At 69.9% G+C, this 22,111-nt stretch carries 21 protein-coding genes and 2 riboswitches; of the genes, 12 read left to right on the top strand and 9 right to left on the bottom strand.

The window, feature by feature from the left end:
* Window positions 1-75 precede the first annotated feature (75 nt).
* Window positions 76-2,367, bottom strand: a complete 2,292-nt coding sequence (locus MUB46_RS08615; RefSeq protein WP_261615472.1) for a hybrid sensor histidine kinase/response regulator — start codon at window positions 2,365-2,367, stop codon at window positions 76-78.
* Window positions 2,368-2,523: 156 nt separating this feature from the next.
* On the opposite strand from MUB46_RS08615, the gene MUB46_RS08610 reads away from it, so the two are divergent.
* On the top strand, window positions 2,524-2,997 hold the full coding sequence (locus MUB46_RS08610; protein ID WP_261615471.1) for a YbaK/EbsC family protein: 474 nt from the start codon (window positions 2,524-2,526) through the stop codon (window positions 2,995-2,997).
* Window positions 2,998-3,090: 93 nt separating this feature from the next.
* On the opposite strand, the gene MUB46_RS08605 is transcribed toward MUB46_RS08610, so the two are convergent.
* From MUB46_RS08605 to cobD, 3 genes are all read right to left on the bottom strand, one after another.
* The gene (locus MUB46_RS08605; RefSeq protein ID WP_261615551.1) at window positions 3,091-3,771 is read right to left on the bottom strand and encodes a CbtA family protein; all 681 of its coding nucleotides are present in this window, start codon (window positions 3,769-3,771) and stop codon (window positions 3,091-3,093) included.
* A gap of 13 nt (window positions 3,772-3,784) precedes the next feature.
* Window positions 3,785-3,961: a CbtB domain-containing protein gene (locus MUB46_RS08600; protein WP_261615470.1), complete on the bottom strand. Its 177-nt coding sequence runs from the start codon at window positions 3,959-3,961 to the stop codon at window positions 3,785-3,787.
* Window positions 3,962-3,999: 38 nt separating this feature from the next.
* Window positions 4,000-4,235, bottom strand: a riboswitch (cobalamin riboswitch).
* A 38-nt stretch (window positions 4,236-4,273) separates the two neighbouring features.
* Complete coding sequence (gene cobD, locus MUB46_RS08595; protein WP_261615469.1) at window positions 4,274-5,302, bottom strand: threonine-phosphate decarboxylase CobD; 1,029 nt, start codon at window positions 5,300-5,302, stop codon at window positions 4,274-4,276.
* Here cobD and cbiB point away from each other — a divergent pair.
* The gene (cbiB, locus tag MUB46_RS08590; RefSeq protein ID WP_261615550.1) at window positions 5,301-6,284 is read left to right on the top strand and encodes an adenosylcobinamide-phosphate synthase CbiB; all 984 of its coding nucleotides are present in this window, start codon (window positions 5,301-5,303) and stop codon (window positions 6,282-6,284) included. The two genes, cobD and cbiB, sit on opposite strands and share 2 nt — an antisense overlap.
* On the opposite strand, the gene MUB46_RS08585 is transcribed toward cbiB, so the two are convergent.
* From MUB46_RS08585 to cobU, 3 genes are all read right to left on the bottom strand, one after another.
* Entirely contained in the window at window positions 6,268-7,725 is a 1,458-nt protein-coding gene (locus MUB46_RS08585) for a cobyric acid synthase (protein WP_261615468.1), read from the bottom strand. The two genes, cbiB and MUB46_RS08585, sit on opposite strands and share 17 nt — an antisense overlap.
* Window positions 7,726-7,888: 163 nt before the next feature.
* A complete protein-coding gene (gene cobO, locus MUB46_RS08580) occupies window positions 7,889-8,506 on the bottom strand; it encodes a cob(I)yrinic acid a,c-diamide adenosyltransferase (RefSeq protein WP_261615467.1) in 618 nt (205 codons plus the stop codon).
* Window positions 8,503-9,030 (bottom strand): bifunctional adenosylcobinamide kinase/adenosylcobinamide-phosphate guanylyltransferase, encoded by a 528-nt coding sequence (gene cobU / locus MUB46_RS08575; protein WP_261615549.1) that lies wholly within the window; start codon window positions 9,028-9,030, stop codon window positions 8,503-8,505. The genes cobO and cobU overlap by 4 nt, the downstream gene beginning before the upstream one ends.
* Before the next feature lie 49 nt (window positions 9,031-9,079).
* Window positions 9,080-9,298: riboswitch (cobalamin riboswitch) on the top strand.
* Window positions 9,299-9,437: 139 nt separating this feature from the next.
* Here cobU and MUB46_RS08570 point away from each other — a divergent pair.
* The 7 genes from MUB46_RS08570 to cobJ are packed head-to-tail and all read left to right on the top strand — an operon-like array spanning window position 9,438 to window position 17,788.
* Window positions 9,438-9,845 (top strand): DUF1636 family protein, encoded by a 408-nt coding sequence (locus MUB46_RS08570; RefSeq protein ID WP_261615466.1) that lies wholly within the window; start codon window positions 9,438-9,440, stop codon window positions 9,843-9,845.
* Window positions 9,842-10,894, top strand: coding sequence for a cobalamin biosynthesis protein CobW (gene cobW, locus MUB46_RS08565; protein WP_261615465.1), 1,053 nt, complete (start codon window positions 9,842-9,844; stop codon window positions 10,892-10,894). The genes MUB46_RS08570 and cobW overlap by 4 nt, the downstream gene beginning before the upstream one ends.
* A gap of 1 nt (window position 10,895) precedes the next feature.
* Window positions 10,896-14,519 (top strand): cobaltochelatase subunit CobN, encoded by a 3,624-nt coding sequence (gene cobN, locus MUB46_RS08560; RefSeq protein ID WP_261615464.1) that lies wholly within the window; start codon window positions 10,896-10,898, stop codon window positions 14,517-14,519.
* Window positions 14,520-14,563: 44 nt separating this feature from the next.
* The gene (locus MUB46_RS08555; protein ID WP_261615463.1) at window positions 14,564-15,643 is read left to right on the top strand and encodes a hypothetical protein; all 1,080 of its coding nucleotides are present in this window, start codon (window positions 14,564-14,566) and stop codon (window positions 15,641-15,643) included.
* The gene (locus MUB46_RS08550; protein WP_261615462.1) at window positions 15,640-16,287 is read left to right on the top strand and encodes a precorrin-8X methylmutase; all 648 of its coding nucleotides are present in this window, start codon (window positions 15,640-15,642) and stop codon (window positions 16,285-16,287) included. The genes MUB46_RS08555 and MUB46_RS08550 overlap by 4 nt, the downstream gene beginning before the upstream one ends.
* Complete coding sequence (locus MUB46_RS08545; RefSeq protein ID WP_261615461.1) at window positions 16,284-17,027, top strand: precorrin-2 C(20)-methyltransferase; 744 nt, start codon at window positions 16,284-16,286, stop codon at window positions 17,025-17,027. Before MUB46_RS08550 ends, MUB46_RS08545 begins: the two co-directional genes overlap by 4 nt.
* Window positions 17,024-17,788: a precorrin-3B C(17)-methyltransferase gene (gene cobJ, locus MUB46_RS08540; RefSeq protein ID WP_261615460.1), complete on the top strand. Its 765-nt coding sequence runs from the start codon at window positions 17,024-17,026 to the stop codon at window positions 17,786-17,788. Before MUB46_RS08545 ends, cobJ begins: the two co-directional genes overlap by 4 nt.
* Here the strand turns inward: cobJ and MUB46_RS08535 are convergent.
* Window positions 17,752-18,525, bottom strand: coding sequence for a cobalt-precorrin-6A reductase (locus tag MUB46_RS08535; RefSeq protein WP_261615459.1), 774 nt, complete (start codon window positions 18,523-18,525; stop codon window positions 17,752-17,754). The two genes, cobJ and MUB46_RS08535, sit on opposite strands and share 37 nt — an antisense overlap.
* A 20-nt stretch (window positions 18,526-18,545) precedes the next feature.
* Between MUB46_RS08535 and cbiE the strand changes: the two genes are divergently transcribed.
* Genes cbiE through cobM form a run of 3 tightly spaced genes read left to right on the top strand, consistent with a single transcriptional unit; the run spans window position 18,546 to window position 20,952 of the window.
* The gene (gene cbiE, locus MUB46_RS08530; RefSeq protein WP_261615458.1) at window positions 18,546-19,811 is read left to right on the top strand and encodes a precorrin-6y C5,15-methyltransferase (decarboxylating) subunit CbiE; all 1,266 of its coding nucleotides are present in this window, start codon (window positions 18,546-18,548) and stop codon (window positions 19,809-19,811) included.
* The gene (locus MUB46_RS08525; protein WP_261615457.1) at window positions 19,808-20,191 is read left to right on the top strand and encodes a cobalamin biosynthesis protein; all 384 of its coding nucleotides are present in this window, start codon (window positions 19,808-19,810) and stop codon (window positions 20,189-20,191) included. The genes cbiE and MUB46_RS08525 overlap by 4 nt, the downstream gene beginning before the upstream one ends.
* Complete coding sequence (cobM, locus tag MUB46_RS08520; RefSeq protein ID WP_261615456.1) at window positions 20,188-20,952, top strand: precorrin-4 C(11)-methyltransferase; 765 nt, start codon at window positions 20,188-20,190, stop codon at window positions 20,950-20,952. Before MUB46_RS08525 ends, cobM begins: the two co-directional genes overlap by 4 nt.
* Here the strand turns inward: cobM and MUB46_RS08515 are convergent.
* A complete protein-coding gene (locus MUB46_RS08515; protein WP_261615455.1) occupies window positions 20,919-22,052 on the bottom strand; it encodes a cobalt-precorrin-5B (C(1))-methyltransferase in 1,134 nt (377 codons plus the stop codon). The two genes, cobM and MUB46_RS08515, sit on opposite strands and share 34 nt — an antisense overlap.
* Window positions 22,053-22,111: the final 59 nt, after the last annotated feature.

The raw sequence follows: 22,111 nt of genomic DNA, 5'->3' as shown, positions 1-22,111 counted from the left end.
TACTGGCTTGTTAACGAACAGTTTACCACGATCCGCCACGGAAAAGAGGCTTCTTTTCCGGCATTGGCTGCCGGTTCAGACGTTTTTTCGGCTCATCACGCGATTAACGAGTTCGCGCACGTCGTCGGGCATGAACGGCTTTTCGATATAGGGACTATCCGTGGTCGCCAGAAATTCGCTGACGCGGCGGCTCAACGTATCGCCGGTGATGAACGCCAGGCTGCGGGCCTGCGCGGGATTGGTGTCCTTCAGTATGTCGTAGAACGAGACGCCGTCGAGTTCCGGCATCCGCATGTCGCTCAGCACCACGTCGTAATGGCGATGCTTCAGCCTTTCGAGGGCGCCGCGGGCCGATTGCTCGACATCCACCGTATGTCCGTCCATTTCCAGGCAGTCGGCGATGAGCGAGCCGACATCCGCCTCGTCGTCGATGACCAGGATCCGCAGCCCGGCGCCCGACTGCTCGGGGTGGGGCGCCTCGTCTTCCGCCGTCCTGCTCCGCGCGCCGTCGCGCGACAGCCGGATCGTGAAGGTCGCGCCCGGCCGATCGGTACGCTCCAGCTCGATCGATCCCCCATGCCCCTCGATGATGCGATGGCACAGCGCAAGCCCCAGCCCGGTTCCGACGCCGGCCTGCTTGGTGGTGAAAAGCGGCTCGAAGATCCGGGATCGCGCCTCCTCGGGAATTCCCGGACCGTTGTCGGCGAAGGTGATCGATACGCCTTCGCCATCGTCGACGGCCGCCGTGGTGATCTCCAGCGTGCGTGGCCCCTCGGTTCCCCTCAGCGCCTGCTCGGCATTGACGATCAGATTGGTGAAGGTCTGCACCAGCTGGTCTTCGTTGGCGTAGACCACGGGCAGATCGTCGGCCAGGCGCAGGGTGATGTCGACGCCGGTGGTGCGCAGAGAATAGGCGGCGAATTCAAGCGCCTGCTCGATCAGCACATTGACGTCGACCGGCGCCGTCTCCTCGGAGGTTTGCCGGGCCATCGCCAGGAAGGTCTTGACGATCCGCGCGCAGCGGTCGGCGGCCGTGCCGATCTTCTCCGCCCGGACAGCCGTGTCGGGATCGGAGGCATGCTCCTGCAGCATCACGGCCTGCCCGATAAGGACCGACAGCGGATTGTTGAGCTCGTGGGCGACGCTCGACAGCAGCTCTCCCAGAGCGCTCAGCTTTTCGCTCTGATGCAGGATCTCGCGCTGTCGAGCGGCTTCGGCGGCGGTCTCGCGGCGCGCCGTGAGATCAATGAAGCTCAGAATGGAGACTTCACGCCCCTCGTACTCGATGATCCGGTCGTTGAGCGAGGCCCAGAACACCGTTCCATCGACCTTCCGTACCCGCAATTCCACATCGTACAGTTCGCCGCTCTTGCGCAGTTCGGCGATCAAGCGGTCGCGATCGGCGGGATCGACGAAATGGTCGACGGTGTAGGCGCGCTGGTCGGACGGCCAGGCCCGGCCGAACAGTTCGGCCGCGGACGGACTTTCGTAGAGGATCTCCGACGTCGCCAGATCGACCATCCAGACCGGGAGGGGATGGCCCTCGACGATGCTGCGGAAATGCTCTTCGCGCTGCCGTAGCGCGAGCTCCATCTGCTTGCGCTCGGTGATCTCGTTCCACACCGAGACGAAGCCGCCCTGCCGGGTCGGGCGGTGCGAGTATTCGAACCAGCGCCCTTCCTTCGACGGGAACTCCTCGCGCAAGGCGATACCGCGCTGCCCCATCTGCTCGGCCATCCACTCGTCGACGCGGCCGATGGCATCCACGAAGAACCCCCGTTCGGCCCGGATCCGCGTCACCTCGGGCCAATGCGCGCCGGGCACCAGGAGATCGGCTGAATCGCTGTGGAATTCCCTGTAGCGGGAATTGCACGTCACCAGCCGATCGTTGGCATCGTAGAGCACGAAGCCGTCGTCGAGCGCCTCGATCGCATCCTCGAGGGTCTCGTTGACCCGCCTGAACTCGGCTTCGCGCTCGAACGCCGTGGTCAGGTCGATCAGGTTGGAGACGATGACCGTTTCGCCGCCGATCTCGACGAAGCGCGCCGACATCGACCCGACGAACCGGCTCCCGTCGCTGCGCCTGAAGTGCATCCTGAAATCGTCGACGCTGCCGTGCTCCCGGATCAGCCGCAGGCATTCCGCCCGTTCGTCGCGGTCGATGGCGAAGTCCTCGACCTTGAGCGGCGGGTCGCCCGGCGCCAGCCGCAGCATCGCCGCCATGGCCGGCGTCTGGTACAGCACCGCGCCGTCCGATATGCGCGCGGCCACGACCGGGACCGGACAGTTTTCGAGGATCAGCTGAAATGCGTCCTCGATCCTGTCCGGCGCGCCTGTGGCAGTCTTGTCGTCCTCATCCAGCGCCAAAACTGAGCCTTTCCTTCAAAAGGATACCCGACAAACAAAATACCATACCGTCAAACGGGCAAGCTCAACGCGATAATGGGGCGATCGCTGCCGAATTCCAATCGGCCACGAAATTCGGGTGGACGGCGGATCGCCGCTCGACCATGGTACGCCGCCATGAGCGAGCTTCCAGAGAGTGCCAGACGGGTCGCCGACGCCGCGCGGGCGGCGGGCCTCGAAATCACCGTAGTCGAGATGCCCGAGTCGACGCGCACGGCCGAGGACGCTGCCGCCGCGTGCGGGTGTGAAGTCGCGCAGATCGTCAAATCGCTGGTGTTTCAGGGTGCGGAGACGGAAACGCCCTATCTGCTGCTCGTCTCCGGGACCAACCGCGTCGACGAGGCCGGGATGGCCGCAGTGCTGGGCGAGCCCCTGAAACGCCCGAACGGACGGGCCGTGCGCGAGATCACCGGCTACGCGATCGGCGGCATTCCGCCGCTCGGCCATCCGGATGCGATGCCCACCGTCATCGACGAGACGCTGCTCGCCTTCGACACCGTATGGGCGGCGGCCGGCACGCCGCGCTGCGTCTTCTCGGTGGACCCGAACGCCCTCGCCGGCGCGACCAAGGCGCGGCGGCATCGGTTCTGACGCCCCAGCTCTGACGCCTGAACTGCCTCTTAACGCACGAAAAAGCCCGCGAGGAGGTCCCCGCGGGCTCGATTGTCTGCGTGAATTCGGCGATCAGGCCGCCGCCGGACGCATCCTCTCGATGGCGAAGCCTGCGATGACGGCGGGAACGACCCACATCAGCGCCTGAACCACCAGCGAGGCCGACACGAACTGGGCGGCAAGCTCCGCCGGCACGGGGCTGCCCATGTCGTCGGGGTGCGGCGCGCCGATCATGTGCGGCAGCACGATCAGGCCGACGCCGACGATCGACCAGACGACATGCCGGCCGAAGAAGATCGCCGCCAGGCCCAGCGCGGTGGCCACCGCCGTGCCGACCCACCAGATCTGCCTCAGTTCCAGTTCGGCCGCGTAGGCGCCCGGCAGTTCGGGCGCGAGCCCGAAGGCCGGCGCGAGCCCGGTCGCGACGAAGCCGGCGACCGCCCAGGGAATGACGCTGCGCGCGGTGATCTCGGCGCCCTTGACGAACATTGCCGCCAGCAGCATCCAGGCGAAGCCGACCGCGACGATCACGCTCGCCGTATAGGTCAGGATCGTCCGCATCGCGTCGCCGCCTTCCGCTGCCACCTCGCCGCTGTGGACGTGGGCGAGCAGGATCTGCGCGGCGCTTGCCACGTCGGTCGTCTCGAACTGCTCGGCGTGCAGGATGAGCGGTGTCGTCGTGACGGATTCGATCGCACCCACGACGATACCTCCGGCGATGCCTCCGATGAGGCCGCCGGCCAATATGCGCATCAGCATGACGCGATCAGTGGCAGGGGAAAGACATCGCGTGACGCGCGTCGTGCGCGGCGTCATGCAGGGCCTGCGGATGCGCGAAACCGGCCCCGAAGACCAGCACGGCTCCCATCAGGAACACCAAGGCCGCGACACCGATACGGGTCGAGGCGAGAGATTGGGAAATCGTCGTCGTCTGATTAGTCATCGTATGTACCCGCGTTGCCGCTCCACCGGCGGCGTCTAGAGTTGTCCCACGGACCGGCAGGTCTCCTGGCTCGCGCCTTTAGCGCCCTTCCTCCCCCTTCCCGGCGTCACGCCAGTGGGATGACGGAGGAACGGCTTGGCGCCCACAGTTGCGGGGACAGCCGCGGCTTTCGGTAAGTCCTGTCGAGACAGGCCGGCACCGCGTTCCCTTTTGCGCCCGTCGGGCTGAGCCTTTTCAGGCCAGCCTGTCCGGGACCGATCCGAGTCGGACACTATCGAACCGGATTGCGTCCGTCGAGGGCGTTGCCGCGTTTCATCCCAGCGCCGCCGCCAGCCGCGCCCACGCGGCCTCGTCGCCGGGCATCCCGAACCGCAGCCAGTCCGGGCGATAAGCGAAACGACGCACGAAGATCCCCGCCTGGCCGAGCCGGTCGAAAACCGCCGGTGCCTGCGCGCTTTCCGCGAGCCGGTAAAGGCGCGTCCCGCCGACGACGGCGAGCCCCGCACGTGTGAGAAGACCGTCCAGGCGTTGCCGGTCCCCGTCCAGCCGGGCCCGCGTCGCGGCCAGCCAGCCGGTATCGGCCAGGGCCCGGCGCCCGATTCCGATCGCCGGCCCCGACACCGCCCACGGCCCCAGCGCGGCGCGGATCTTCGCCGCCAGCTCCGGCCCGGCCACCGCGAAGCCGAGCCGCAGGCCGGCGAGCCCGTAGGTCTTGCCGAAGGAGCGCAGCACCACCACGCCCGCGCCGGGGAGGTCGGGGATCAGGCTCAGCGGCCCGTCCTCCAGGTCGGCGAAGGCCTCGTCGACGACGAGCAGGCCCCCGCGGGCGGCGAGACCCGAGGCCAGCGCCGCCAGAGTGTCCGGATCCGTCCGTCGTCCGTCGGGATTGTTGGGATTGCACAGGACGATGCCGTCATGTCCGGCTGCCGCCTCGTGGGAGCCGACCTCCGTGACCGCCGCGCCCGATTGCGCCCAGGCGGCGGCATGCTCGGCATAGGTCGGCCCGACGACGGCGACGGACGTCAGCGGGACGATGCGCGGCAGCAGCGAAATCAGCACCTGCGTGCCCGGCGCGGCGACCACCCGCGTCGGATCGCCGCCATAGGTGGCCGCGGCCACGGCCTCCAGGGCCGCCGCATCCGACGGTTCCGGCAATCGCGCCCAGACCTCCGCCGGGACATCGGGAACCGGATAGGGCCGCGGATTGATACCGGTCGACAGGTCGATGATCGGCTCGGCCGCGCCGGGGAAAAGCCGCCGCGCCTCGGCCAGGCGCCCGCCATGAGCAATCTCCCCCCCTGCCGGGACGTGCGCGAACGTGCTAGCCGTCTTGCCGATCATGGATATCGCGTCGAACCTCTTGGTGCTGTTTCTCGCCCTCCTCGCGGAGGCTGCCTTCGGCTATCCCGCGCCGCTCTACGCGGCAATCCGCCATCCGGTGATGTGGATCGGCGCGCTGATAGACCGGCTCGACCGAAGCCTCAACACGGATGACCTGTCCGAGGCAAGGCGCCGCGCCAACGGAGCGCTCGCCCTCGCCCTTATACTCGCCGTCGCGATCGTCCCGACGCTGATCGTCCAGATCGCGCTCTTCGACATCCTGCCGGATCTCCTGGCGGCCCTGCTGGTCGCGGCGGCGGCCTCGACCCTGATCGCCCAGAGAAGCCTCTACTGGCATGTGGCCGCCGTCGCTACGGGGCTGGACCGCGCAGGCCTCGCCGGCGGCCGGGCGGCCGTCTCGCGGATCGTCGGCCGCGATCCCGACAGCCTCGACGAGGCCGGCGTCTCGCGCGCGGCGATCGAGAGCCTGGCCGAGAACTTTTCCGACGGTGTGGTCGCCCCCGCCGTCTGGTGCGCGCTGTTCGGCCTGCCCGGCATCGCCGCTTACAAGGCGGCCAACACGGCGGACTCGATGATCGGCCACAAGAGCGAACGCCACCGCGCCTTCGGCTGGGCGTCGGCGCGCTTCGACGATCTCGTCAACCTGCCCGCCTCGCGCCTGTCGGCGGTGTGGATCGCCCTTGCCGCCACGATTCTGAGCCTCGACGGCAAGGCGGCCGTCAGCACCGCCCTTCGTGACGCCCGCCATCACAAGTCGCCGAACGCCGGCTGGCCGGAAGCGGCAATGGCCGGCGCCCTGGGGCTGAAGCTGGCCGGTCCGCGCATCTACGGCGACATCCGCGTCGACGATCACTGGATGGGCTACGGCCGCGCCGAGGCGACGGCGGCCGATATCCGCCGCGCGCTCGATCTCTACCGCGTCGCCTGTGGACTCCAGATCGCCGCCACCGGACTGCTTTCTGCCCTCATCTGGCTGACGTGACGATCCGGTCGATATCGACGTGCGCCTCCAGGTGTTCGGCGAGCCGGTCCAGCGCATCGTCGACGCCACGCTCGTACGCCAGATCCGAGGCGCCGCCGAGCCGTTCGAGCCAGGCCGCCCGCTGGCGATCGTCGGCGAAGAAGCCATGTACGTAGGTGGCGGCGACACGGCCGTCCGGCGAGACCGCGCCATCGACCCGACAGTCGGCCAGCCGAACCAGCGGCCGCTCCGTCGCCGGGCCCGTCGTGCGCCCCATGTGCATTTCGTAGCCACGGAAGGAGAGCCCGTCGGCGACCGTCTCGCCGCTCACCTCGACAAGGCTCTTGTCGCTGCACAGCACCGTCTCGACATCGAGCAGGCCGAGCCCCTCCGCCAGTTCCGGATAGCCCTCGATGCCTTCGGGATCGGCAATGGTCCTGCCCAGCATCTGATAGCCGCCGCAGAGGCCCAGGACCCGCCCGCCGCGGCGCACATGGGCGAGAATATCGACGTCCCACCCCTCGCGCTTCAGCGCCTTCAGATCGGCGATCGTCGCCTTCGAGCCCGGCAGGATGACGAGGTCGCACGCGGGGATGGCCTGGCCGGCCTCGACCATGGTCAGCGCGACATCGGGTTCGGCCGCGAGCGGATCGAGATCGTCGAAATTGGCGATCCGCGGCAATACCGGCACGGATATGCGGATTTTCCCGCCGGCATGTCCCGCCTCCTGCTCGCTCAGCGAATAGGCGTCCTCCGCCGGAAGCCGGCCGGCACCGGCAAAGTGCGGCACGAGCCCGAGATTCGCCCATCCGGTCGCCTCGGCGATGGCCGCCATGCCGGCATCGAACAAGGTCGGATCGCCGCGCATGCGGTTGACGATGAAGCCGACGATCATCGCCGCGTCGGCGGGATCGATCACGGTCTTCGTGCCGACGAGGCTCGCGATGACACCGCCGCGATCGATATCGCCGATCAGCACGACGGGTACGTCGGCGGCGCGGGCGAAGCCCATATTGGCGATGTCGGCGGCGCGCAGGTTGATCTCCGAGGCGCTGCCGGCCCCCTCCACCAGCACGATCTCGGCGGTCCGCTTCAACCGGTCGAAGCTCTCGATCACATGCGGCAGCAACTGCTGCTTGACCGCCTGGAACTCGCGCGCCTTCGCGGCGCCGAACACCTTGCCGCACAGCACGATCTGCGCCCCGGTCTCGCTTTGCGGCTTCAACAGCACCGGGTTCATGTCGACATGGGGCGCCAGCCCCGCCGCGCGCGCCTGAAGCGCCTGCGCCCGGCCGATCTCGCCGCCCTCCGCCGTTACCGCGGCGTTGTTCGACATGTTCTGCGGCTTGAAGGGCGCCACCGCTATCCCGCGCCGCGTCAGCGCCCGGCAGAGCCCAGCCACGATCAGCGACTTGCCGACATTCGAGCCGGTTCCCTGGAACATGATGGCCCGGGCGGTCATCGCATGGGGGCTCCCAAACAAACCGACCGAACAAGAACGCTAGCGAGCGGCCCTTCCCCTCCCCCCCGGCCTTTTAAGGCCGAGCCTGAAGGCCGCCGGCTCCGATCCTGCCGGCAACGCGGGACCGACGGGGCAAATCGCCGGCGCCCGGCACGACGCGCCATCAAAACTCGATGCCCTCCTGCGCCTTCACGCCGGCGGCGAAGTGATGCTTGACCAGGGTCATCTCGGTGACGAGGTCGGCGGCCTCGATCAGTTCCGGCTTGGCGTTGCGGCCGGTGACGACGACATGCAGGTCCGGCCGGCGGGCCTTCAGCGTCTCCACCACCTCGTCGAGCGGCAGGTAATCGTATCGCAGCGCGATGTTGAGCTCGTCGAGCACGACCAGCGCCATCTCGGGATCGGCCATCAGCGCCTTGGCCTTTTCCCAGGCCTTCCCGGCGGCCGCGATGTCGCGCGCCTTGTCCTGGGTCTCCCAGGTGAAGCCCTCGCCCATCGTGTGCCACTCGACGAGATCGCCGAACTTTTCCAGTACCACCCGCTCGCCAGTCGACCAGGCGCCCTTGATGAACTGCACGACGCCGACCTTGCGGCCATAACCGACCATCCTCAGGGCCAGCCCGAAGGCCGCCGTCGACTTGCCCTTGCCCGGGCCGGTGTTGACGATCAGCAAGCCCTTCTTCTCGATGGTCTTGGAGGCGACCTCGGCGTCCTGCACCGCCTTGCGCTTCTCCATCTTCGCACGGTGGCGGGCGGTCTCGTCGGGCTTCTCGTCTGTCATGTCTCGTCCTTCATCACCATCGGCAGTCCCGCCACCATGAAGACCACGCGCGCGGCCTGCCGCGCAATACGCTGGTTGAGCCGCCCCTGCGCGTCGCTGAAGGCGCGGCCGAGCGGATTGTCGGGCACGATACTCAGGCCGACCTCGTTGGAAACGAGCACCGTTGTCGCATCTCGGGCGGCCAGCGCGGTTTCGAGATCGTCGACGGCGGCGGCGACGTCGTGCCCGCCGAGCATGAGGTTGGACAGCCACAGCGTCAGGCAGTCGGCCAGGACCGGCGCGGCGGCGGGGGCGTCCCGGATCGCCTCGGGCAGCGCGAGCGGGGCCTCGACGGTCCGCCAGCCCTCGTCCCGGCGCGCGCGGTGCTCGGCGATTCGCGCCGCCATCTCCGCGTCGAAGGCCTGCGCCGTCGCCAGATAGACCCACGGCGCCGGCTGCGCCCGCACCAGCTCTTCCGCGTACCGGCTCTTGCCGGACCGCGAACCGCCGAGCACCAGGCTGAGTTGGGTATGGCTGTCCAAAATGCGCCTCGCTGCGTCGTTGCCAGCCCGATTGACTCGCCCCCGGCAAGGCAATAGTCAATCCGGTGACGGTCCTTCCTGTTGAGGAAGGTGAAAAGGGAACGCGGTGCCGAAGGAAGCTTCGAATGCCGCGGCTGCCCCCGCAACTGTAGGCGGAGAGCCGCCCGTCTGATGTCCACTGGGCGACGTGCCACGTCGTGGCGCCCGGGAAGGCGACGGGTAAGCGAGACGATCCGCAAGCCAGGAGACCTGCCGTCCAGAACTGACCGCGACGTCGGGCGGGGTGCGCCGGCAATTCGCGGACGACCGACCCGAGATGTCGGCGTAGTTCCCACAAGGCGTCGCCTGCGGAACGGACCACGCACCCTGGACAGCGCGATGATCGCGCCAAGAACGAGGGAATTGAAGCGGTGGCCCGACCCTTCCTTTACGTCTGCACCACCTGCAAGCAGGACGGCGCGCCCCTGGCCGAGGGCGAGACGCCGCCCGGCAAGCTGCTCTACGAGGCCGTCGCCGAAAAGCTCGCCGCGATGGGCGACGCCGCGCCCGTCGAAGTCGAACCGGTCGTCTGCTTCGCCAATTGCGAGCAGGGCTGCTCCGCCGGCGTCTCCCAGCCGGGCAAATGGGCCTACATGGTCGGCCATATCGGCCCGGACCACGCCGACGACCTGATCGCCTACGCCGCGGCCTACGCGAAATCGGACCGCGGCGCCGTGCTGCGCTCCGGCCGGCCGGAGTCGCTGCGCCACGCCATCGTCGGCCGCTTCCCGACCCATCTCGCCTTCCCGCAATCCCCGATAAAGGACGCCGCCGAATGAGTGCGCCTGCCCCCAAGCTCAGCGGAGAGAAGATCCCCGCGACCGTGATCACCGGCTTCCTCGGCGCCGGCAAGACGACGCTGGTGCGCCACGTCCTGGAGAACGCCAACGGCCGCCGCATCGCCATCATCGTCAACGAATTCGGCTCGCTCGGCATCGACGGCGACCTCCTGAAGAGCTGCGGCATCGCCGGCTGCACCGACGACGATATCGTCGAGCTCGCCAACGGCTGCATCTGCTGCACGGTGGCCGACGACTTCCTGCCGACCATGCAGGCTCTGCTCGACCGCGACGATCCGCCCGAGCACGTGCTGATCGAGACCTCGGGCCTGGCCCTGCCGAAGCCGCTGATCAAGGCCTTCGACTGGCCGACCATCCGCTCGCGCATGACGGTCGACGGCGTCATCGCCGTGGTCGACGGCCCGGCCGTCGCCACCGGCCGGTTCGCCGACGATCCCGACGCCATCGCCCGGCAGCGCGCGGAGGATCCCTCCGTCGATCACGACAACCCGCTCGCCGAGGTCTACGAGGACCAGCTCAACGCCGCCGACCTGATCGTCGTCAACAAGGCCGACCTGCTCGACGGGGCCGACATCGACGCCCTGAAGCAGGGGATCGCCGGCGCGGTGCCGCGCGCGGTGAAGGTCGTCTCGGCCTACGAGGGCCGCATCGATCCCGCCGTCCTGCTCGGCATCGGCGCCGCCGCCGAGGACGATCTCGACGCCCGCCCCTCGCACCATGACGGCGCCGACGACCACGAGCACGACGATTTCGAGTCCTTCGTCGTCGAGATCGGCGAGATCGCGGATCCCGACACCCTGGTCGCCCGCCTCCGCGCGGTCGCCGAGGCGCACGACATCCTGCGCATCAAGGGCTTCGTGCCGGTCAGCGCCAAGCCGATGCGGCTCGCCGTGCAGGGCGTCGGCGGCCGGTTCCGCCACGCCTACGACCGCCCGTGGACGCCGACCGAACAGCGCGTCGGCCGCCTCGTCGTCATCGGCGAGACCGGCCTCGACCAGGCCGCGATCGACGCGGCGATACGAGGCTGACATGCACGTTCTGGTCCGGGAGACACGCGCGCTCGACGAGATCGAGCAGGCGGTCGATCTCGGCCAGACGCCTGCCGACCTGGTCTTCCTGTCGTTCTCGGATTCCGACCTCGGCGCCGCGTCCGCCGCCTGGCAAGCGGACGCGACATTGCCGGGCCTGAGGCTCGCCAATCTCGCCCGGCTCAAGCACCCGCTGTCGGTCGACCTCTATGTCGAGCAGGTGATCGAGACCGCGCGCTGCGTGGTCATCCGCCTGCTCGGCGGCCTCGACTACTGGCGCTACGGCGCCGAAGAGGTCGCCCGCGTCTGCCGCGATCGCGCGATACCGCTGGCGATCCTGCCCGGCGACGGCCGCGAGGACGATCGGCTGATCGAACTGTCGACCGTCGATCCCGGCATCCGCGCCCGGCTCGACGCCTGCTTCGCCCATGGCGGACCGGAGAACACCGGCCCCGCGCTGCGCCTGGCCGCCCATCTCGCCGGCCTCGGCCCCGACGATGGCGAGCGGGCCGAGCCGCTGCCGATGCACGGGGAATACCGGCTTCCCGGCCGGCGGTCGCCGGCCGCCCCCACCCCGCCCCTCCCCCACGAGGGGGGAGGGAGCGACAGTGGCATCGTCTCCACAGGCGGATCGACGCCCTCTCCTGCGGCCGGTGGAAATACAACGGGGGCTACGCCGGGTTCCGCTGAACCCCCTCCCCCCTCGTGGGGGAGGGTTGGGGAGGGGGCGCGGCCCGAAGACGGGCGTTCCGCGCCCAGGACAGGCACCCGTGCGCCCGACGGAGAAGCCGGACAACCCCGCCCCCTCGCCGTCATCGTCTTCTACCGGGCCTACCTGCTCGCCGCCGACCTCGCCCCCGTCGACGCGCTCGCCCGCGACCTCGACAAACGGGGCCTCGACGTCCGCGCCCTGTACGTCGCAAGCCTCAAGGCGCCCGATACCACGGCCTTCGTCGCCCGGACCCTGCGCGACTGGCGGCCCGCCGTGATCCTCAACGCCACCGGCTTCTCCGCCCGGCTGGACCCCGAAGCGGGAAACGACGGCGCCTCTCCGCTCGATGCCGCCGGCGTTCCCGTACTCCAGCTCGTGCTCTCCGGCTCCGCGCGCGAGGCCTGGGCGGAGTCGGCGCGCGGCCTCTCCCAGGCCGACCTCGCCATGCAGGTGGTGCTGCCCGAGCTCGACGGACGCCTGCTCGCGACCGCCATCTCGTTCAAGGCGGACGAGGCGGAAATCGACGGCCTCGAATTCGCCCGCACCGTTCACACCCCGGACCCGGACGGCATCACGCTCGCCGCCGACCGCGCCGCCGGCTGGGCCCGGCTCGCCGCCACCGGGCGCGGGAACCGCAGCATCGCGTTGATCCTCTCCGATTATCCCGGCGCCGCCGGCCAGGCGGCGCACGCCGTCGGCCTCGACGCCATCGAGAGCACGGCACAGATCCTCGGCCTGCTGGACCGCGAGGGCTATGCCACCGGGGCGGCGATGCCCGACGGCAAGGCGGTCGTCGCGGCCCTGTGCGATGCCGAGCCGACACAGTTTCTGTCGCTCGCCGACTACCGGCGCCTGTTCGCCACCCTTCCAGAAGACACACGCACGCGGATCGTCGAGGCCTGGGGCGCCCCAGAAGACGACCCGGCCGTCGCGGGCGGCTCGTTTGCCCTGCCCTTCGGCCGCTATGGCAACGTCATCGCGGCGATCCAGCCGGACCGGGGCAGCGCGCTTCAGCGCAAGGACACCTATCACGACCCCGATCTGCCGCCGCGCCATGCCTATGTCGCCTTCTATCTGTGGCTGCGCGAGATCGAGGCGATCCACGCCATCGTCCATCTCGGCACCCACGGCACGCTGGAATGGCTGCCCGGCAAGGCCGTCGCCCTGTCCGGCGCCTGCGTGCCGACGGCCCTGATCCGCGGCCTGCCCCTGATCTATCCCTTTATCGTCAACAATCCCGGCGAGGCCGCCGCCGCCAAGCGCCGGCTCGGCGCGGTGACGATCGGCCATCTGACCCCGCCCCTGAAGCTCGCCGGCAGCCACGGCGCCGCGACCGAGCTCGAACGCCTGATCGACGAGTTCGCCGCCGCCGACGGCCTCGACAGGCGCCGCACCGCGATCCTGAAGTCCGAGATCCTCGAGCGCGCCGACGAGGTCGGGCTGCTCGCCGAAAGCGGCGCGACGGCGGACATGAGCGAGGACGACCGCCTCGCCTGCCTCGACGCCTATCTCTGCGACGTGAAGGACCTGCAGATCCGCGACGGCCTGCACGTGTTCGGCGCCGTGCCCGGACCCGAGCAGCGCGCGGCGCTGTCCGAGGCCTTGAGGGCCGCCTGTCCCGATCTTCCCCCGGAACCGCTCGACGCGCGCCTGGACGCCTCGCCTGAGGCCGAACGGCAGGCGCTGCTGGCCGCCCTGGACGGGCACTTCGTGCTCCCCGGCCCCTCCGGCGCGCCGACGCGCGGCCGCGCCGACGTGCTACCGACCGGCCGCAACCTGTTCGCCGTCGATCCGCGCGCCGTGCCGACCCGCTCCGCCCTGGTGCTCGCCGAAAAGGCCGCCGACGATCTCGTCCGCCGCCACCTGCAGGATCACGGCGACTGGCCGCGATCGGTGGTGATCGACCTTTGGGGCTCGGCGACCATGCGCACCGGCGGCGAGGATCTGGCGCTCGCGCTGGTACTGATCGGCGCGCGGCCGACCTGGGATACCGGCTCGAACCGCGTCAACGGCTTCGAGATCCTGCCGCTGGCGATGCTCGACCGTCCCAGGATCGACGTCACCCTGCGCGTCTCCGGCATGTTCCGCGACGCCTTCGAGGCGCAGATCGCCCTGTTCGACGCCGTCGTCCGCGCGGTCGCCGAACGCGACGAGGACGACCAGTGGAACCCGGTCGCGGCGAAGGCCCGCGGCCTGACCGGGGTGGCCCTGCGCAAGGCGACGGCCCGCATCTACGGCGCCGCGCCCGGCAGCTACGGCGCCGGCGTCACCCATCTCGTCGAGGCCGGCGCCTGGGACGAGCGCGCCGATCTCGGCAACGCCTATCTGTCGGCCTCCGCCCATGCCTACGGCCAGGGCCTCGACGGCGCCCGCGACGCCGACGGCTTCGCCGAGCGGGTGCGCGCCACGGAGGCCTTCGTCCATCAGCAGGACCATGCCGAGATCGACCTGCTCGACACCCTCGATTTCGCCGCCCACGAAGGCGGTTTCGCCGCCGCGGCCGAAGCGCTGGGGGCGAGTCCGGCGCTCTATCACGCCGATACGTCGAACCCAGAGAAGCCGAAGACCCGCACGGTCGCCGAGGAGGTCACGCGCGTGGTGCGCGGCCGCGCGGCCAATCCCGAGTGGCTCGCCGGCATGATGCGCCACGGCTATCGCGGCGGATCGGAAATCGCCCGATCGCTCGAGGGTCTCTACGGCTTCGCCGCCACCCTGCCCGACCGGCTCGACCGCCAGTTCGATCTCGTCTTCGACGCAACCCTCGGCGACGAGACCGTCGACCGCTTCCTGCGTGCGGAAAACCCGGCCGCCCGCGCCGCGATGGTCGCGCGCTTCGACGAAGCGATCCGCCGCGGCCTCTGGCGCCCGCGCCGCAACGCAGTGGCCGCCATTCTGGCGGGAGGCGAGCCATGAGCCGGGAAGGACGCGTCGGCTGGTGCCCGAGCGTGGTAACGCCGATGGAGGCGGACGACGGATTGCTGGTGCGGGTCAAGCCGACGGCGGCGACCCTGCCGGCGCCGGGCCTGCGCGCGGTCGCACGCGCCGCGCGGGACTGCGGCAACGGCCTGATCGACCTCACCAATCGCGCGAACCTGCAGGTGCGCGGACTGCGGCACGATACCGCCGGGACCTTCGCCGCGACCGTTTTGGAGCACGGCCTGGCCAGCGCCGACGCCGCCCTCGAGGAGGTGCGCAACGTCGCGGCCGACCCCCTGGGTCCCGACGATCCGGAAACCACATTCGATTCCCATGCGATCGCGCGTGCCATCGAGGCGAAACTGGACGAAGCCCAGGCGTTGCGCGCCCTGCCGCCGAAATTCGGCTTCCTTGTCGATTGCGGCCGGACGATGCCGGTCCCGCAGGCGCACGCCGATATCGTTGTGCGCGATCTGGACGGCCAACTGGCGATCGGTCCCGGCGGCGGCGCCATGCTCGCCGTCTGTAGGCGGGAGGAAGCGCCTGCCCTGGCGCGGCGACTGGCGCTGGTGTTCCTCGAACTCGCCGGCCCCGCCGACGCGCCGCCGTACAGGATGCGCGAGTTGGTGGAGAAGGTCGGTGAAACCGCGATCCTTGCCATGGCCGAGCTGACCGGCCGGCCTCTTGTTTCTGGCCGCATGGACGCTGTCAGCGTGCCCCCCGGCAACGTGGCCCCCGGCCGGGTGCAACCTACCCGCGCCGCGCATCTGAAGCTCATGTACGCGCCGCCCCCGGCCGACAGCCCGATCGGCCGGATCCCGTTCGCGGGCCATCGCGAAGGCGCGATCGTCGCGGGCGTGCCGCGCGGGCGCATCGACGCGGACAGGCTCGCCGCGCTCGCCGATCTGTCCGAACGCTTCGCCGACGCGACCGTCCGCATGACGCCGTGGCGCGCGCTTGCCTTCGTGCCCGTAAACGACGACAACACCGCCGCAATTCTCTCGGCCCTGGCCGATCTCGACCTCATCACCGACCCGTCCGACCCACGCCGGCACTTGCGCGGACCCGATGTCGCGCCGGCCGGCGGAGCGGCGACAACAGCGGAGACGCTTTCCCGATGAATGCCCCCCAGGACCCGAAGCAATACGACTACATCCGCGACGGCGCCGAAATCTATCGCCGCTCCTTCGCGACGATCCGCGCCGAGGCCGATCTCGCCCGCTTCACGCCGGACGAGGCGCGCGTCGCGGTGCGCGTCATCCATGCCTGCGGCATGGTCGATGTGGCCGCCGACCTGGTGTTTTCGCCCGATTTCACCGGGGCCGCCCGCGACGCCCTGCTGGCCGGCAAGCCGATCCTCTGCGATTCGCAGATGGTGGCGAACGGCATCACCCGCCCCCGCCTGCCCAACGGCAACGGCGTGGTCTGCACCCTGTCGGAACCGGAGGTCGCCGGCCTCGCCGAGATGATCGCCAACACCCGCACCGCCGCCGCCATGGAGATGTGGGGGGACCGCATGGACGGCGCGGTGGTCGCCATCGGCAACGCCCCGACCGCGCTGTTCCACCTGTTCGAGATGCTCGACGCCGGCGCACCGAAGCCCGCGGCGATCATCGGCATGCCGGTGGGCTTCGTCGGCGCGGTCGAATCGAAACAGGCGCTGGAGACGGACGGCCGCGTGCCGTTCATGACCGTGCGCGGCCGCAAGGGCGGCAGCGCCATGGCGGTCGCCGCCGTCAATGCGCTGGCGAGCGAGGCCGAATGAGCGACGTGGCGGGCGAAAGCGGCACACTGTACGGCGTCGGCGTCGGCCCGGGCGATCCCGAGCTGATGACGCTGAAGGCCGCGCGGATTCTCGGCGAAGCGCCGGTCGTCGCCTTCTTCTCAAAGCGCGGCCGGAGCGGCAACGCGCGCCGTATCGTCGAGGGCCGGTTCAACCCGGCGGCGGAGGAACTGCGCCTCGAATACCCGTTCACGGTCGAGGTGCCCGTCGGCGATCCGCGTTATCGCACCGAAATGGCCGCCTTTTACGATGATGCGGCACGGCAGGTCGCCGCGCGGCTCGACCAGGGCCGCGACGTCGCCGTCCTCTGCGAGGGCGATCCGCTGTTCTACGGCTCCTACATGTATCTGCACGACCGCCTCGCCGGCCGTTACGCGGCAGAGGTCGTGCCCGGCATCACCGCGATGAGCGGCTGCTGGGCCCGCGCCGGCGCTCCCATGACCCGCGGCGACGACATGCTCTGCGTCGTCTCCGGCACCATGGACGAGGACGGTCTCGCCGAACGGCTTGCCGGCGCCGATGCCGCCGTCGTCATGAAGGCCGGCCGCAACCTCGCCAAGGTCCGCTCCGCCCTCGCCAGGGCCGGCAAGCTCGACCGCGCCGTCTATGTCGAGCGCGGCACCATGCCGGAGGAAACGGTCGTCCGCCTCGCCGACAAGCCGGACGACGACGGCCCCTATTTCTCGCTCGTCCTGGTTCCGACCGAACGGAGGACGGTATGACCGGCCGCCTCACCATCGTCGGTCTCGGGCCGGGCGCCGAGGACCTGCAGACGCCGCAGGCGCGTGCTGTTCTCGACGCCGCGACCGACCTGTTCGGCTACACGACCTATCTCGACCGCGTGCCGACGAAAATCGGCCAGAGCCGACACGGGTCGGATAACCGCGAGGAGATCGCCCGCGCCCGCGCCGCGCTCGAACTGGCCAGCGCCGGCAAGGACGTCGCCGTCGTTTCCTCAGGCGATCCGGGCGTTTTCGCCATGGCGGCGGCCGTGTTCGAGGCGATCGAGAACGGCGAGCCGGAATGGCGGGAGATCGAGGTGACGGTCGTGCCCGGCATTTCCGCGATGTTCGCCGCCGCCGCCCGCCTCGGCGCGCCGCTCGGCCACGATTTCTGCGCGATTTCGCTGTCGGACAACCTGAAACCCTGGGAAACCGTCACCCGCCGGATCGAAGCCGCGGCCGCCGCCGATTTCGTCATCGCCCTCTACAATCCGATCTCCAAGGCGCGGCCGTGGCAGCTCGGCGCCGCGCTCGATCTGCTCCGCGCCCACCGCGCGCCGAGCACGCCGGTGATCTTCGCGACCGCCGTCAGCCGGACGGACGAGCGGATCGAGATCGCCGATCTGGCGACCGCCGATCCGAGCCGCGCCGACATGCGCACGCTCGTGATGATCGGCTCGAGCGCCACCCGCCTCGTCCCCCGCCCAAATGGCGAGCCCTGGGTCTACACGCCCCGCCGCGTGGAGGAGTTGGTCTCGTGAAAACGTGCCAGCCACGCAAGCGCCGCCTCGACCGTCTCGACCGCCTCGACGTCGGGCGCCGGCGGACGCGCCACCATGATAACCGGCACGCCCAGCGACCGCGCCGCGACGAGCTTGGCTCGGGTCGCCGTTCCGCCCGAGTTCTTGGTGACGAGCGCCTCGATTCCATGCTCCGCCAGCAGCCGGCGCTCGTCGGCTTCGGCGAACGGTCCGCGCGCGGTGATCACCTGGGCGTCCGGCGGCAGGCTGTCGGCAGCCGGCGCGTCGACGGAGCGGACGACATAAGCGTGCTGCGGCGCGGCCTTGAACGGCGCGAGCTCCTTCTGGCCGATGGTGAGCAGCACGCGTTTGCGCGCGGGCCCAAGCGCTGCGGCAGCGGATTTCATATCCGCAACGACCGTCCAGTCATCCCCCGGCTCGGCGCGCCATTCCGGCCTGCGGATGGCCAGGAGCGGCACGCCGGCCCGGCGCGCCGCTTCGGCGGCGTTGCCCTTCATCACGGCGGCGAAAGGATGCGTCGCGTCGATCAGCAAATCCGTCCGCTCGGCGATGAGATAGTCGGCAAGCCCCTGGGCGCCGCCGAAACCGCCGATACGGAAGGGGATCGGTGGCCTCGCCGGCGCTTTCGTCGTGCCGGCAAGCGACAGGACGGCGGAAACACGCGCGTCGTCCTTGATTGCGCGCGCAAGGGCGCTCGCTTCCGTCGTTCCGCCCAGGATCAGGAGCTTCAGTGTCATGGGGCACAGGAGATGACCCGATGACGGCCGCCACGCAAGCCCGTTCTGCCCCCGCCCGTCGCTGGCTTGCGATCATCGGCATCGGCGAAGACGGCATCGAGGGCCTGACACCCACCGCGCGCACCCTGATCGAGAGCGCCGCCATCGTCTATGGCGGGGAGCGGCATCTGGCGCTTGCCGCGAGGCTGATCAAGGGCGAGACGAAGCCCTGGCCGCGTCCGCTGAAGGGCGCGATACCGGATATCCTCGGACACCGCGGCACGACGATCGCGGTCCTCGCCTCCGGCGATCCCTATCTCTACGGCATCGGCAGCCGGCTCTCCCCGCATGTCGCGGCCGAAGAGACCATCGCGATACCGGCGCCATCGGCGTATTCGCTCGCCTGTTCGCGGCTCGGCTGGTCGCAGGCGGATACGGCGACGATCACCTGCTGCGGCCGGCCGATCGAAACGCTGGCGCCGCACCTCCAGCCCGGGCGCAGGCTGCTCGTCCTGTCCGCCGACGAGACCACGCCCGCCAGTATCTCCGCATACCTCGCGGGGCGCGGTTTCGGCGGATCGACGCTGCACGTGCTGGAAGCCCTGGGCGGCGACCGCGACCGGGTGCGCATGACAACGGCACAGGATTTCGGCTTCGACGATGTCGACCGGCTGAACCTCGTCGCCATCGAAGTCGTGGCGGCCCCGGACGCGCGCGTCATCCCTCTGGCGAACGGATTGCCCGACGACGTCTTCGAGAATGACGGGCAACTGACCAAGCGCGAGATCCGCGCCGTCACCCTCTCCGCACTGGCGCCGCGCGCCGGCGAACGGCTGTGGGATATCGGCTGCGGCTCGGGCTCGATCTCCATCGAATGGCTGCTGTGCCACCCCGCCAACATGGCGACGGCGATCGAGCGCGACCCCGAACGCGCCGCGCGCGCCGCGCGCAACGCCACCAGCCTCGGGGTACCGCGCCTCGAGGTCACGCAAGGATCGGCGCCGGATGCCTTCGCTGGCCTGCCGGCCCCGGACGCGATCTTCGTCGGAGGCGGTGGCCAAGGCGACGGTGTCGTCGAGGGGGCCTGGGAGGCGTTGCGCCCCGGCGGGCGGATGGTGGTGAATTCTGTGACGCTCGAGACAGAGGCGAAACTGATCGAGGCGCACGGCAAATATGGCGGCACGCTGACGCGGCTGTCCGTCGAGCGGCTGGAGCGGATCGGCACGCGCAACGGGTTCCGTCCGGCGATGACGGTTACCCAGTGGACGGCATTCAAGCCCGAGGAAATGCCCGAGGGGACGCCATGATCGTCGCGGGGATAGGCTGCCGGAAAGGCTGCGGCGCCGACGAGATCGTCGCGTTGATCGAGGATGCGGTGAAACAAGCCGGCATCGCCAATTGCAAGTTCACCGCGCTTGCGGCGCCGCGCTTCAAGGACGACGAGCCCGGCCCGCGCGAGGCGGCGGAACGGATGAACCTGCCACTGCTTCTGATCGACGAAAAGGCGATGAAGGCGGTCGAGCCGCGCTGCCCGACCCGGTCGGAAACCGCCTTGAAGGCGACGGGCTTTGCCTCCGTTGCCGAAGCCGCCGCACTCGCCGCCGCCGGCACCGACGGGCGGCTCGTTCTGCCGCGCATATCAAGCGCCATGGCCACCTGCGCGCTTGCCGAGCGAGGTCCACGATGACGGTGCATTTCATCGGCGCCGGCCCCGGCGCGCCCGACCTCATCACCGTACGCGGCCGCGACCTCGTGGCAAGCTGCTCCATCTGTCTCTATGCCGGCTCGCTGGTCAATGCCGAAATCCTGAAGCATTGCCCGCCCGGCGCGCGCATTGTCGACACCGCGCCGATGAGCCTCGACGAGATCGCCGCCGAATTCGAGAAAGCGCAGGCCGCCGGCCTGGACGTCGCGCGCCTGCATTCCGGCGACCTGTCGGTATGGAGCGCGCTCGGCGAACAGATCCGCCGGCTCGAAGCGCTGGGGATACCCTATACGGTGACGCCCGGGGTGCCTGCCTTCGCCGCCGCCTCCGCCGCCCTGAGGCGGGAACTCACCCTTCCCGAGGTCGCCCAGTCTGTCGTCCTCACCCGCACCTCCGGCCGCGCGTCGGCGATGCCGGAAGGCGAGACGCTGGAGACCTTCGCGGCGTCCGGCGCGACGCTCGCGATCCACCTGTCGATCCACGCACTCGACCGGGTCGTCAGGGACCTGACGCCTCATTACGGGCCGGACTGCCCGGTCGCCATCGTCTATCGGGCGAGCTGGCCGGAGGAGCGCATCATCCGCGGCAGGCTCTCGACCATCGCAGACGCGGTCGCCGCCCAACCGATCGAACGCACCGCGCTGATCCTGGTCGGACCGGTTCTGGCATCCGAGGATTTTCGCGAGAGCGCCCTCTACGATCCCGACTATCAGCGCCGCTTCCGCTCGCGAGGCACGTCATGAACCGGAGCAAACGGCGCACGACCGACCAGATCGCCGTTGCGGTCGAACACGACGATTTCCAGCACCATGTCGGTCCCGCCGATGACCTGCGCCGCCGTGTCCCAGGCCGCCGCCGCGACCGTGTCGCCAAGCCGGATGCCTTCCGCCTCGGCCTCGGCAAAGGCCGCGGGCGTGGTGTTGGCGCCGACGATTTTGGCCCGCAGCGCCGCCGATCCGCCCCCGTCGGTGGCCAGGCCGGTCGCCATGTCGGCGAGCGCCTCGAGGTCGACCGATCCGCGCTTCGAATGAAGGTCGAGAAACCCTTGCGCGAGCTTGGTCATCTTGGCGATGCCGCCGGCGATGGTGACCTTCGGCACCGGATGCGCGCGCAGGTACTTGAGCGTCCCGCCGACGAAATCGCCCATGTCGAGCAGGGCCGCCTCCGACAGGCCATGCAGTCGCTGGACGGCCTTTTCGGAAGTGTCGCCGGTGGCACCGGCGACGTGGTCGAGCCCCGTGGCGCGGGCGACGTCGATCCCGCGGTGGATCGAGGCGATCCACGCCGCGCACGAATAGGGCACGACGATCCCGGTGGTGCCGAGCACCGACAGTCCGCCGACGATGCCGAGCCGTCCGTTCATCGTTCTTTCGGCGAGCTTCGCGCCGCCGGGGATGGCGATCTCGACCTCGACGTCACCGCTCGCGCCCGTCTCGGCACAGACCTCGGCGATCGCCTGGGCGATCATCCGGCGCGGCACCGGGTTGATTGCCGGCTCGCCGGGCGGGATCGGCAGGCCCGGCTTGGTCACCGTGCCGACGCCCTCGCCCGCCTTGAAGCACACGCCGCTGCCGTCCGGCCCCGCCCTGACCGTCGCGACGATCAGCGCCCCATGGGTGACATCGGGATCGTCGCCGGCATCCTTGACAACGCCGGCACGCGCCGCGCCGTCATCGAGGCTGTGCCGGGCCAGCGCGAAGGCCGGCGTCTGCCCGCCGGGCAGCGTCACCGTAACCGGATCGGGAAAGTCGCCGGTGACCAATGCGGTATAGGCCGCCTTCGCGGCGGCGGTGGCGCAGGTTCCGGTGGTCCAACCCCGGCGGAGCGGGCGGTCTTCGTCCATGAACTGCCAGATAGCGCCTCGCCACCGGCCTGTCACGGGCCCGTTTGCAATGGAATAGC

It is taken from the genome of Microbaculum marinisediminis (assembly GCF_025397915.1).
GTDB classification, from domain to species: Bacteria; Pseudomonadota; Alphaproteobacteria; order Rhizobiales; family Tepidamorphaceae; genus Microbaculum; species Microbaculum marinisediminis.
This window is presented reverse-complemented; position numbering and strand designations above follow the sequence as displayed.

Excerpts from the sequence above, each read along its gene's own strand:
- MUB46_RS08525 (WP_261615457.1), top strand. The coding sequence starts at position 19,808 with ATGATCGTCGCGGGGATAGGCTGCCGGAAAGGCTGCGGCGCCGACGAG.
- MUB46_RS08515 (WP_261615455.1), bottom strand. The coding sequence starts at position 22,052 with ATGGACGAAGACCGCCCGCTCCGCCGGGGTTGGACCACCGGAACCTGC.
- cobD (WP_261615469.1), bottom strand. The coding sequence starts at position 5,302 with ATGATCGGCAAGACGGCTAGCACGTTCGCGCACGTCCCGGCAGGGGGG.
- cbiB (WP_261615550.1), top strand. The coding sequence starts at position 5,301 with ATGGATATCGCGTCGAACCTCTTGGTGCTGTTTCTCGCCCTCCTCGCG.
- cobM (WP_261615456.1), top strand. The coding sequence starts at position 20,188 with ATGACGGTGCATTTCATCGGCGCCGGCCCCGGCGCGCCCGACCTCATC.
- MUB46_RS08600 (WP_261615470.1), bottom strand. The coding sequence starts at position 3,961 with ATGACTAATCAGACGACGACGATTTCCCAATCTCTCGCCTCGACCCGT.
- MUB46_RS08555 (WP_261615463.1), top strand. The coding sequence starts at position 14,564 with ATGGAGGCGGACGACGGATTGCTGGTGCGGGTCAAGCCGACGGCGGCG.
- MUB46_RS08605 (WP_261615551.1), bottom strand. The coding sequence starts at position 3,771 with ATGCGCATATTGGCCGGCGGCCTCATCGGAGGCATCGCCGGAGGTATC.
- MUB46_RS08535 (WP_261615459.1), bottom strand. The coding sequence starts at position 18,525 with ATGACACTGAAGCTCCTGATCCTGGGCGGAACGACGGAAGCGAGCGCC.
- MUB46_RS08545 (WP_261615461.1), top strand. The coding sequence starts at position 16,284 with ATGAGCGACGTGGCGGGCGAAAGCGGCACACTGTACGGCGTCGGCGTC.
- cobJ (WP_261615460.1), top strand. The coding sequence starts at position 17,024 with ATGACCGGCCGCCTCACCATCGTCGGTCTCGGGCCGGGCGCCGAGGAC.
- cobW (WP_261615465.1), top strand. The coding sequence starts at position 9,842 with ATGAGTGCGCCTGCCCCCAAGCTCAGCGGAGAGAAGATCCCCGCGACC.
- MUB46_RS08585 (WP_261615468.1), bottom strand. The coding sequence starts at position 7,725 with ATGACCGCCCGGGCCATCATGTTCCAGGGAACCGGCTCGAATGTCGGC.
- MUB46_RS08610 (WP_261615471.1), top strand. The coding sequence starts at position 2,524 with ATGAGCGAGCTTCCAGAGAGTGCCAGACGGGTCGCCGACGCCGCGCGG.
- cbiE (WP_261615458.1), top strand. The coding sequence starts at position 18,546 with ATGACGGCCGCCACGCAAGCCCGTTCTGCCCCCGCCCGTCGCTGGCTT.
- cobN (WP_261615464.1), top strand. The coding sequence starts at position 10,896 with ATGCACGTTCTGGTCCGGGAGACACGCGCGCTCGACGAGATCGAGCAG.
- MUB46_RS08550 (WP_261615462.1), top strand. The coding sequence starts at position 15,640 with ATGAATGCCCCCCAGGACCCGAAGCAATACGACTACATCCGCGACGGC.
- cobO (WP_261615467.1), bottom strand. The coding sequence starts at position 8,506 with ATGACAGACGAGAAGCCCGACGAGACCGCCCGCCACCGTGCGAAGATG.